Annotated in this window: 8 protein-coding genes; 5 read left to right on the top strand and 3 right to left on the bottom strand. The window is 70.2% G+C overall.

Features of this window, described 5'->3' with window-relative positions; genetic code table 11:
• The first annotated feature begins 80 nt into the window (after positions 1-80).
• The gene (locus RBS12_RS13805; RefSeq protein ID WP_307966697.1) at positions 81-1,730 is read left to right on the top strand and encodes an ABC transporter substrate-binding protein; all 1,650 of its coding nucleotides are present in this window, start codon (positions 81-83) and stop codon (positions 1,728-1,730) included.
• A gap of 178 nt (positions 1,731-1,908) precedes the next feature.
• Here the strand turns inward: RBS12_RS13805 and RBS12_RS13800 are convergent, their stop codons facing one another.
• From RBS12_RS13800 to RBS12_RS13790, 3 genes are read right to left on the bottom strand one after another with little or no spacing between them, the layout of a single operon-like run.
• On the bottom strand, positions 1,909-2,481 hold the full coding sequence (locus RBS12_RS13800) for a TetR family transcriptional regulator (RefSeq protein WP_307966696.1): 573 nt from the start codon (positions 2,479-2,481) through the stop codon (positions 1,909-1,911).
• Positions 2,474-3,064 (bottom strand): sugar O-acetyltransferase, encoded by a 591-nt coding sequence (locus RBS12_RS13795; protein ID WP_307966695.1) that lies wholly within the window; start codon positions 3,062-3,064, stop codon positions 2,474-2,476. Before RBS12_RS13795 ends, RBS12_RS13800 begins: the two co-directional genes overlap by 8 nt.
• A gap of 1 nt (position 3,065) precedes the next feature.
• Complete coding sequence (locus RBS12_RS13790; RefSeq protein WP_307966694.1) at positions 3,066-4,289, bottom strand: MFS transporter; 1,224 nt, start codon at positions 4,287-4,289, stop codon at positions 3,066-3,068.
• A gap of 443 nt (positions 4,290-4,732) precedes the next feature.
• Between RBS12_RS13790 and RBS12_RS13785 the strand changes: the two genes are divergently transcribed.
• From RBS12_RS13785 to RBS12_RS13770, 4 genes are all read left to right on the top strand, one after another.
• The gene (locus RBS12_RS13785) at positions 4,733-4,987 is read left to right on the top strand and encodes a hypothetical protein (protein ID WP_307966693.1); all 255 of its coding nucleotides are present in this window, start codon (positions 4,733-4,735) and stop codon (positions 4,985-4,987) included.
• A 392-nt stretch (positions 4,988-5,379) separates the two neighbouring features.
• Entirely contained in the window at positions 5,380-6,903 is a 1,524-nt protein-coding gene (locus RBS12_RS13780; protein WP_307966783.1) for a DUF3375 family protein, read from the top strand.
• A complete protein-coding gene (locus RBS12_RS13775) occupies positions 6,900-7,853 on the top strand; it encodes a DUF4194 domain-containing protein (protein ID WP_307966692.1) in 954 nt (317 codons plus the stop codon). The genes RBS12_RS13780 and RBS12_RS13775 overlap by 4 nt, the downstream gene beginning before the upstream one ends.
• Complete coding sequence (locus tag RBS12_RS13770; RefSeq protein WP_307966691.1) at positions 7,850-11,299, top strand: ATP-binding protein; 3,450 nt, start codon at positions 7,850-7,852, stop codon at positions 11,297-11,299. Before RBS12_RS13775 ends, RBS12_RS13770 begins: the two co-directional genes overlap by 4 nt.
• Positions 11,300-11,316 lie beyond the last annotated feature (17 nt).

Below are 11,316 nucleotides of genomic sequence, written 5' to 3'. Positions count from 1 at the left end.
CCCACCCCACCACCCGTACCCACCCCATCACCCGTACCCACCCCATCACCCGTACCCACCACCCAAGAAAGAACACACCCATGAACCAGAACCGCGTCCGGTCTCGCGCGGCCGTCGCCGCTGCCGGCCTGCTCGTCACCGCCCTCGTCAGCGGGTGCTCCGGCGGCGCCCAGGCCAAGCCCAAAGACACCGCAGCCGCCTCAGGCTCGACCATCATGACCCCGGCGGCGAAGTCCGAGGTCGATAAGATCACGTGGAACGTCTTCGAGGGCGAGCCGCAGACGATCGACCCGTTCAAGTCGGCCGACTACACGCCGAACATGATCAACGCCAACCTGTGCGAGAACCTCCTCCTCCAGACCCCCGACGGCCAGATCAAGCCGAACCTCGCCTCGAAGGTCTCGACCCCGGATCCGCTGCACTGGGTCTACGACCTCCGCTCGGACGTCAAGTTCTGGGACGGCGCGCCCATGACGGCGGACGACGTCGTCTTCAGCCTCCAGCACAACCTCACCGACAAGACGAGCCTCTACAACTACCTGTTCGGGAACGTCGACAGCGTCGCCGCCACGGGCGCCAACCAGGTCACGGTGACCCTCAAGGCGCCGGACTACCTCATCAACGACGAGTTCGCGAGCTTCGCGGGCGTCGTCGTCCAGAAGAAGTTCTTCGAGGCCCACGCCGCGGACTTCGGCTCGCCCGCCACGGGCCTCATGTGCACCGGCCCGTTCAAGTTCGACAAATGGACCCAGGGCCAGTCGATCTCCGTCACGCGGAATGACACGTACTGGAACCAGGACCTCAAGCCCAAGACCAAGAAGATCGACTTCACTTTCGTGACCGACGGCGCCGCCATCACGTCGGGCCTTCTCGCGGGCCAGATCGACGGGACGTTCAACGTTCCGACGGCGAGCGTTGCCCAGCTCAAGAACAGCCCCGCGGGCACGTTCAGCGAGGGCCCGGCGTCGTTCAACATGACGATGGTGTGGGCTGACCCGCAGGGCGCGGGCAGCAACGCGCAGGTCCGCAAGGCGCTCCAGGAGGCGATCGACTGGAACGGCGTCGCGAAGCAGACGTTCGCGGGGACGGGCCAGCCCATCAAGCTCCAGACGCCGTCCACCGTCTACGGGTTCGCGAAGACCCCGCTCGAGTCGCTCGAGAAGTCTCTTCCGGATCCCGCATCGGCCAAATATGACGACGCGAAGAAGATCGTCGACGGCCTCCCGGCCGACGTGAAGGCCAAGAAGATCACCATGGTCGTCCCCGACGCCGCCGAGACCCAGCAGTTCGGCCTCGCGATCAAGGACGCGGCCGGTCGCATCGGGCTCAACTTCGAGCTCAAGGTCGTCCCGCAGACGGGCTACACGAACTACCTCTACGACGAGAAGACTCGCGCTGGCGTCGACATCCTCTACACGCAGTTCTGGCCGAACATCCCGAACCCGCTTGACTGGCTCGTGACCACGGCCGTCTCGGGCGGCCTGTTCAACCAGTACAACTACAACGGCGTTGACGACCTGTATGCGAAGGCCGTCGCGACGGCGGACGTGGACAAGCGGGCCCAGCTCGTCTCCGACATCGAGACGAAGCTCCACGACGAGCTGCTTCCGATGGTTCCGGGCATCAAGCTCGACAGCACCGTGTGGATGAACAAGAAGATCACGGGCGCGCCGGCGGCGTTCGCGTACGTCTACTACCCGTGGGCCGCACACCTCGGCGGGGCGCAGTAGCCTCTGCCGCCTGATACGCCTCTGGCGCGGCCGCCTCTCTGGGCGGCCGCGCCAGAGCCGTTTGTGGACCGCAAGTGCGCGCCGGGCCCGCATCTACGCGCCGGGCCCGGCGCGTCAATGCGGGGGAGCCGCGTAGTTGCGGGGGAAAGCGGCCGGACCCCGACGGCCGAATCCGGAATCAGGCCGTGATACGGCCGACGGCGTCGACGGCCGTTGAGGGGTCGTGTGGCTCGGTGTCGAGGGCCCGGTGGATCGTGAGGCCTTCGATGAGAGCGTCGAGCAGGCGCGCGGTGGCGGGATCGAAGTGCTGCTCGAGAGCCCGCCGGCTCCGGGCCATCCACGCATTCGTAATATCGCGGAACCCGCTGTCCCGGGCGGCGAGCGTGTAGAGCTCGTGCGTGAGGACGAGGTCACGCTGGGTCCCGAAAACGTCCTCGGTGATGATGGCGACGACGGCCGCCTTCGCTGCCTCGCGGCCTTCGACGGCGGCCATCCGGCGCTCGAAAGCGTCTGCCACGGTGTCCGCGAACTGGGTGAAGGCCTCGCGGAGGAGCTCGTCCATTCCGTCGAAGTGGTAGGTCATCGACCCGAGGGGCACGTCCGCCGCGGTGGCGACCTTGCGATGCGTCGTCCCGGCGACGCCTGCTTCGGCGATCACCTCGAGGCACGCCTGGATGATCCGCTCGCGGCGGTCGGGATCGGAGCGGCGCGCCCGTCGTGCCGGGGCGGGTTGGTACGAGGTATCAGCCATCGACTGCGATTGTACGGATGACGCGCGCGGGGTTGCCGACGGCGACGACGTTGGCCGGGATGTCTCTCGTCACCACAGCTCCGGCGCCGATCACGCTGTTGTCGCCGATGGTGACCCCGGGGCAGACGATGACGCCGCCGCCAAGCCACACGTTGTCACCGATCGTGATGGGCCGTGCGGCCTCGAGCCGGTCCTTGCGGGGTTGAGGCTCGATCGGGTGGATCGGCGTGAGCAGCTGGATGTTGGGCCCGAGCTGGCAGTCCTCGCCGATGGTGATCGGGGCGACGTCGAGCGCCGTGAGGTTGTAGTTGACGAACGTGCGCGCCCCGATCGCGATGTGCTCGCCATAGTCGACGTAGAGCGGCGGCTTGACGAACGCGTCCTCGCCGAGCGAGCCGATGAGTTCGGCGAGGATCGGACGCGCGGCGGCTTCGTCGTCGACCGCCGCCCGGTGATACCTGTCGGCGAGCTGCACGGCCCGCTGAGCGCGGCGGGCGCTCTCCGGATCATCGGAGATGTAGAAGTCTCCGGCGAGCATGCGCTCGCGGTTGGTGCGGGGGTCGCCCTCGAAGTAGTCGGTCATGTCAGTTCACCTTTCCTGTGACGTTGACGAGTGGCCTGTCCGCCGCCTGGGCCGCTGGGGCCGCGCGCCCAGCCAGGAGGATGCCCGCGATGCAGCAGCCCACAGGCAGCGTGAGTGCCAAGGTGAGTCCGACGCCCTGGGAAACCCAGCCGATGACCGCTGGGCCAGCGAGCAGGCCGAGGTAGCCGGCCCCGACGATGCGCGAGATCAGGATCCCCTGGTTGGCGCCACCGAGGCTGCCCGCCGCCGTGAAGATCTGAGGCACGATGCCCGAGAGCCCGATCCCGAACGCGGACCATCCGGCGAGGGTGAGTGGGTAGGTGGGGGAGAGGACGACGACGAGCATGCCCGCCGCGGCAAGAAGCGAGCCGACCCGGACCACCTTGACTGGCCCGAAGCAGTGCACGACGGCGTCGGCGGAGAAGCGGCCCACCGTCATCGCGACGGCGAAGGATCCGTACGCGAGGGAGGCCGCGGAGGACGGCTGGCCGAGATGCTCGACGGCCTGGAGCGCGCTCCAGTCGCTCGCTGCGCCCTCGGAGAGCATCATGAGAAAGGCAAGGCAGGCGAGGATGACGATCGTCACGGTGCGCCGCCGGACCGAGCCAGGGGAGGCATCGGCCGCGGTCGTGTGGGCCTCGGTCTCGGAGCCGCCTCGCGTGGCGAGGAGCGCGGGGTATGCGATAGCGGCGGGGAGAGCAGTCACGATCGCCCCGATGCCGAGTGACCAGTTCACCGAAAGCCCCAGGGCTTGGATACCGCCGCCGAGCAACGCGCCCGCCCCGCCGCCGACCGAGAAATACGCGTGGAAGCTGGACATGATGGGTCGGCCGTAGGCACGCTCGACGATCACGGCCTGATCGTTCATGGCCACGTCGATCGCCCCCGCGCCCAGACCCAGGACGATCAGCGCGCCGCCCAGGAGCCGCGGCCCATCGGCGAGGCCAGCGAGATTGACCCCGATGACCAGGAGCGTCGCGCCAATGACGGCGGCGCGACGGCTGCCGAAGCGGTCGACGAGCGGACCGGCCGCAGTCATGCCGATAAAGGATCCGAGGCCCAACAAGAGCAGGAGGCCGCCGAGGACGGCGTGCGAGACCCCGGTCTGATGTTCGACGGCGGGGATGCTGACGACCCACACGGCAAGCGACAGCCCCGCGATGAAGAACAGGGCGACCGTCGCCGCACGGGCGCGGCGGAAGGTTGAGGGCGGGGTGGGCGTCATGGGGCCTTTTCTGTTCGGTGGGAGCTGGGCGTCGTCGGTGCGGGGGCGGCGACGATATGGTCAAACGTACACAGCACTATGGACATCTGTCCATAGTGTGATGGGTTGAGGCCTCGAATTTGTTGGGGTTCCGGGGGTGGCGATAGTTCGTTTAGTTCGGCCCGAACTAACGGTCTTTTTGTTCGGAAAGCCGAACAACATTGCAGGGCGAATTCGTCACCCGATTACTTGACAAAGTCTGTAAATTAACGCTTAGGTCGGTGTTGTTTGAACACTTGATTTGCCCATGCTGGCGGGGCCTGGTCCCCACGGCCCTGATGATGCCGCGCCGAGTGGCGGTGATCGGTCCGGCATTTCTCGCATGCGAGCGTCCCACCGCGGACGATGACGCCGGTTTCCGCGAAGGCCGGCGAGCGGATCCTGAATTGGCCCGAGGAGGCGGAATGAATATCAGCGGATTGGCTGACGTCCTCGTGTGGCTCTTCACGGCCGTCATCGGCTCGCTAGCATTCGTGGTGCTCGTCGTGGCGACGGTGGCTGCCCTCCTGCTCGTGTCGGGTGCCGTCGTCGTCGGTCGCCGGATCCGGCGCGGCCTCGGTGATCCTCTGCGGGCGGCGCGGAACCCCGAGCCGGCTCAGCGTCATGAGAGGACCGCGATCGTCCCGCGCGGTCGGGCGCGCCACTCGCTCAAGTGGTGAGGCGCGGTCCCGCCGTCCGAAGTCCACTTGTCGCCCTCAAGTCCTCTTGAAGGGGACTTGAGGGTGACAAGGGGACTGCTCAGTGCGAGAAGGTGGTTTCCCGACGCCGTCGGTCGTGGATGCTCGGCGGGAACCGGGTACCCGAGGCCATGAGAGCCGCGGCCCGCCCGGTAGACTGGGCTGCCGTGCCAGAACCCGCCCCGAACCGTGCCCGCACCGCCGCGGCGCACGCGTCGGCGCCGTCGTCACTGGCAGGCACAGGACCCGTCCCCGCAGGCATAGGCCGCGGCTCCGCAGGCACGGCCCCCGCAGGCACGGCCCCCGCAGGCACGATCCCCGCAGGCATAGGCCCCGCCCGCGCCCGCGCCGTGGCCCCCAGCCAGGCCTCCGCGATGCTCTCGCGGCTCGCCGAGCTCGAAGTCCTCACGAAAGGCCCCGCGTGGGCCCTCACTCGTTCGGCGCCGTGGGTCATCGCGGCGCTGCAGACCGCGTTCACCCGCAACCGCCCGCACGTAGAGCTCGAGACGTTCCACGACGAGCTCGACGACTTCCTTGCGGAACTCCGCGCCCGCGACGCCGCGTCCAACACCGCCAGCACGGCGGGAACGCTCACGGGCCGCCTCGTCGCGGACGATTGGACCCGCCGCCGCTTCCTCTCGCGCCGTGCGCAGAGCGGGCGCATCGTGTATGAGCTCACCGAGGCGGCCGCCCGTGTGCTGGCCTTCCTCGATTCGCTCTCCTCCGACCGCTCGACGCTCACGGGCTCGCGCCTCGGGACGCTCCTCGCCGACGTCGAGAAGCTTGCCCAGGAGACCAATCCGGATACGAGTGCGCGCGTCGAGGCGCTCGAGGCCGAGATTGGCGAACGGCGCGAGATGATCCGCGGCCTCGAGGCCGGAGAACTAGACGCAGGCCTCGAATCCGACGACGCCGTCGAGTCCGCCGAGAACATCCTCGACCTCGCGGCCGGCCTTCCAGCGGACTTCAAGCGCATGCGCGACCGCATCGAGGAATCCGTGGGCCAGCTCCGCAACCAGATCATCGAGGAGTCGCTCAGCAAGGGCGCGACGATGGCGCAGGTGCTCGAGGCCGACAAGCGGCTCCGCGAGTCGAGCGAGGGCCGCACGTTCCGATCCTTCACCGCGTTCCTCGAGAACCCCGAGCAGCAGCTCCGCTTCCGCTCGGCCATCGCCGAGGTCCTCTCGCGCGACTTCGCCGACCGCCTCGACGCCGAGGAACGCCTGACCCTGCGCCACCTCGTGGCCGAGCTCCGCGATCAGCACTCCGAGATCCAGGGCATCTACGGCAAGCTCTCCGAGAGCCTCAACACGTACGTCCAGAGCGACGACTACCGCCAGTCCGTGCGGCTGCGCGACGCGATTCGCGACGCCGAGCGCGCCGTCCGCAAACTCCCGTACCAGCGCGAGCAGGCCGCATTCGCGCCCGCGCCCGAGCTCTTCTCTGCGGAATTCGACTCGCTCGCGATGGTCAAGCTCTTCGACCCCGACGAATACGTCGCCCCGCCGCGGCTCGCGGAGCCCATCGCGTTCCGCGAGGGGGACCGCGTCCGCTCGGCGCGAACGGGCAAGGCGAACGCGGTGGCACTCCGGCGGGCCTTCGACGTCGCCCTTGCCGCCGACGGCGGGCGCGCGACCGCCGCGAGCGTGTGGCGCGAGCTTCCGCCCGAGGAGCGTCACATCAACACGATCCGCGCGCTGCTGGGCGAGCTTTTGCACCGCGGCGCCGTGTTCGCTGGCGACGTTGGCCGCGAGGGCTGGGAAGCGCTCGATTTCGAGCAGGTCGACGGCTCGGAGAGGCGCGCGTACGTGCCGGTGGGAGAGGCGAGGGCGGCCGAGGCCGCAAGGAATGGCGAGGCCGCTAAGAACGCAGACGTCGCGGAGAGGGGAACAGCATGACCGAACACGCCGAGGTCGGGGCGCCTGCCGCCCAGGTCGGGGCGCCTGCCGCCGAGGTCGGGTCGCCTGTCGCCGAGGTCGGGTCGCCTGTCGCCGAGGTCGGGGCCCCTGCCGCCGAGGTCGGGTCCCGCCGTCGTCCTGCGAACGCTGCCGCCCTCTACGACGGCGACACGGGCGCGCTTCCCCTCCGCGTGCGCCAGACCCTCGTGCGCCTGCTCAAGGGCCCGTACCTCGACGGCGGCCGCGACGAGCGCCTGTGGACGGCACTCCTCGACAGCCAGGACGTGTTGCGCTCGCGCCTGTCCGAGCTCTTCCTGTCCCTTCTCATCGACCACGAGCGGAAGATCGCCGTCGTCCGCCCCGTCGACCCAGAGCTTCTCGGCACGGCCGCGCGCTCGACGATCCTGCGCCAGCAGCGCACCCTGAGCCGCGTCGAGACGATCCTCGTCCTCCGCCTCCGGCTCCTCCTCGACCGCCACTCGACCGCGCACACCGAACCGACGGTCACGCTTGAGGAGCTTTCCGACGTCGTCGCCCACTACCAGCCCGCGGACCAGCAGGATGCGCTCCGCGACGCGGACACCGTGGCCCGGGCCGTCCAGAAGCTCCAGGCCCGCCGGCTGCTCCTCCCGACGCCGCTCGACGACGTCTTCCTCATCTCGAACGCCCTCCCGCTCGCGCTGCCGTTCGAGAACGTCGGGGACATCGCGCGCCACCTCGAGGCGGTCGCGGCGGCGGACGCGGATGTCGCGAGGGCGGGCGAGGCGGACGACGGCGCCGCGCAGCCCGCGCTTGACCTCGCCGGGGAGGGCGAGGATGAGGGCGACGGCAGCCCCGATCTCGGCGTCAGGGGGCCCGATCTCGGCGACGGCAGCCCCGATCTCGGCGTCAGGGGGCCCGACCTCGGCGAGACTGACGAGGCGGCCAGCACCGAGGAGGAGCTCGTATGAGCGTCGCGACCATGCTCCCGCTCGGCCTCGACGTCAACCCGGGCCAGTTCCGTCTGGGCCAGGTCCAGATCGTCAACTGGGGCACTTTCCACGGCGCCCACACGATGCACGTCGACCGCTCGGGGACGCTCCTCACGGGCAACTCGGGCGTCGGCAAGTCGACGCTCTTCGACGCGATCGCGCGCGTGTTCGACGCCCGCCCCCGCTCGAACGAGGCCGCCGCGACGCGCACGGGCCAGAGCGAGGACCGCCGCACGACCTTCACGTACATGCGCGGCAAGGTCGGCGACGTCGCGGTCGGGGAGACGCAGGCCAGCGCGTTCCAGCGCCCCGGCGCGACATGGAGCGCCGTCGCCCTCACCTACGACAACGCCGCGGGCACACGCTGCACGCTCACCGCGCTGTTCGACCTCCCGAAGAACGGGACGGAGTCGAGCCTCGGCCGCTTCTACCTCATCGACTCCGTGCCGCTCGACGTGCGAGCGGTCGAGGGCATCGCGGACCGGCGGTTCACGCGGAGCACGCTCGAGGGGATCTTCCCGCACGCGCAGGTCTTCGACGTCCACAAGAACTTCGCCGAGCGCTTCCGCCGCCTCCTCGGCATCTCCTCGGACCAGGCCATCCCGCTCCTGCGCGTAATCCAGGCCGGCAAGGGGCTCGGCGGGAGCGTCAACAGCTTCTTCCGCGACCAGGTCCTCGATCCGCCCGAGACACTCGCGGCCTCGGACCAGGTGGTCGAGGAGTTCAGCAACCTCATGTCCATCCGGCAGCGGCTCGAGGACGTGCGCGAGCAGCGCGACCAGCTCGCGCCCGTTCCGGGACTCAACGTGCAGTATGCGAAGGCCCTCCTCGAGGCGAACCGGCTCCGCGACCTCACGGGCGAGGCGTTCGAGCGCGTCCGCGAGCAGTTCGCCGTCACGGTCCAGGAGCGCATCGCGGCGCGCGCCGCCGATTCGGCGAAATCGAAGGCCGCCGAGCTCGCCGCCGAGCGCAAGACCCGCGACGCGCTCGCGAATCAGCTCCGTGCGCTCGAAGCCGAGTACAACAACGCGGGCGGGAACCAGATCAGCACGCTCGAACAGCACGTCGAGAACGCGCGCGTCGGGCTGCGGCTGCGGCGCGAGGTCGAGGCGGCGGCGCGGCAGGGAATGGACGACGCCGGGCTGCAGCTTCCGTGGACGGCCGAGGGCTGGGCGGGGGCCCACCAAGAGGCCGCCGCGGCGACCGAATCGCTCGAGGGCGACTCCGCGGCCCTGCGTGAGGCGCGCTTCGAGGCCTTCGACGCGCACGCGGCTGCCAAGCGCGACCTCGCCGAGTCCCGCCGCGAGCTCGAGTCGATGGCCGCGCGCAAGAGCCTCCTGCCGCCGTCGTCCGTCGAAAACCGGGCCGCGATCGCCGCGGCGACGGGCGTCGCGGAGGAGGACATGCCGTTCGCGGGCGAGCTCATCGATCTCGCGGACGGCGAGGAGCGCTGGCGGCCCGCCGCCGAACGCGCGCTCCGCTCGCTCGCGACGACGCTCCTTGTGCCCGGCGAGCACTTCGCCGCCGTGACCCGCTACCTCGACGAGCACGCGATCCGCGGCGCGCTGCGCGCCGTCGACCTCTCGGTGCCCGTCCCCGGCGCCGCCGCCGCGCTCGCCGATGTGCGCGAGGACGACCTCCTGACGAAGCTCGACATTCTCGAGAACGCAGGGCTCGCAGTGCGCAACCGGGCGGGCACGTATGTCCGCGAGCGCATCGCCGTCGACTTCGCATACCCGTGCGTCGAGGATCCGGACGAGCTCGCGGGGCTCGACCGCGGCCTGAGCCTCGGCGGCGTCGTCAAGCGGCACCGCGGGACGGTCGAGAAGGACGACCGCTTCGCATCCCGCCAGGACTGGGTGCTCGGCTTCGACAATGCCGTCAAGATCGAAGACCTCGCCGCGCGCATCGCCGCGCTTGAGGCCGCCCTCGCGCGCGCCGCCGAGGCCGCCCAGGCGAGCGAGGACTCGCACCAGGGCATGGCCCGCCGCCTCGAGGCGCTCCGGCGCGTCGCCTCGGACGCGCGGGCGTGGGAGGAGGTCTCGGCCGTGGTCGCCGAGGACGAGCTCCGCCGCGCCGAGCAGCGCCTTGAGGACGCTCAGGCCGCGCAGGCCGACCTCGAGCCGCTCCGCGCGAAGGTCGAGGCGGCCCGCGAGGAGCACCAGGCCTCGACCGAGGCCGCCGCGGTCCTCCAGAGCGAGCACCGGCATCTCGATGCGGCCGCGAGCTCCGCGGCGAGGCTCCTCGAAGCCGGGCGCTCGCGCGTCGCCGGGGCGCCGCCGTCGGGCGACGACGTCCAGGCCCTCGCCCCCTACTTCGACGGCGCCGCGGGCCTCGCCGACCTCCACGGGCTCGACAACCTGGCCAACACCGCGCGCACGCGCCTCCTCGAGGAGCTCCACGCGGCCGAGAGCCGAGGGCAGGCCGCCGCGGAACGCCTCACCCGGATCTTCGAATCGTTCGAGCGCGAGTGGGGCCCGGGCGTCTCCGCGGACCACGGCGTGTCCGTCGCCGCGGCCAGCGCGTTCGAGGCCCGCTATCACGACATCGTCTCCGAGGGCCTGCCCGCGCAGGAGGCCGAGTTCCGGCGCTTCTTCCAGCAGCGCACGCACGAATCGTTCAGCACGCTCCTGCACCTCCTCGACGAGGAGCGCCGCGCGATCTCCGCCCGCATCCTCCCGCTCAACAGCATCCTCGGCGGCGTCGGGTTCCACGAGGGCAGCTACCTCGAGCTCGACATCAAGCAGACCGTGCCCGCGTCCGCGCGCCAGTTCAAGGACGCGATCGTCTCGGCGCTCAAGGCGCGCCACGGTATGGACGCGAAGGACGACGGCGCGGGCGCAGCTGGAGACGACGCCCTCGCCGCCCGCTACAAGACCCTCGAGACGCTCGTGAAGCGCCTCGGCTCGTCGACGCCCGAGGACCGCCGCTGGCGCGCCGAGGTGCTCGACGTGCGGACGCACGTGTTCATCTCGTGCAAGGAGCACCGCGCCGGCGCCAACCCGGACGGGATGCCACGGGACGAGGTCTTCGTCCACGCGGACACCGGCAGCATGTCCGGCGGCGAGCGGCAGCGCTTCACGGCGTTCATCATGGCGGCCGCGCTCAGCTACCAGCTCGGGATCGCGGAGCAGGGCTTCACGACCTACGGGACGGTCATGATGGACGAGGCTTTCGTCCTCGCGTCCGAGGAGTTCGCGGGGGCCGGCATCTCGGCCCTGCATGAGTTCGGGTTCCAGCTCCTGCTCGCGGCGCCCGAGAACGTCATCGACCTCTCGCGGCACCTGGGATCGGTCACGGAGATCCTCCGCGACAAGCGCACGAACCGTTCGGGTCTTTTGGAGGGGCTCGGGCGGGAGGGGGAGCCAGGCGGGCCGGTCTCGCAGGCCAACCCCGTCGACATCGTGCTGCGCGAGCCGGTGTAGGGGAGTCGGCCCTGTAA

The organism is Sinomonas sp. ASV322 (assembly GCF_030908245.1).
GTDB lineage: Bacteria > Actinomycetota > Actinomycetes > Actinomycetales > Micrococcaceae > Sinomonas.
The sequence above is the reverse complement of the archived record's forward strand: the minus strand, read 5'-3'. Positions and strand labels throughout refer to the sequence as shown.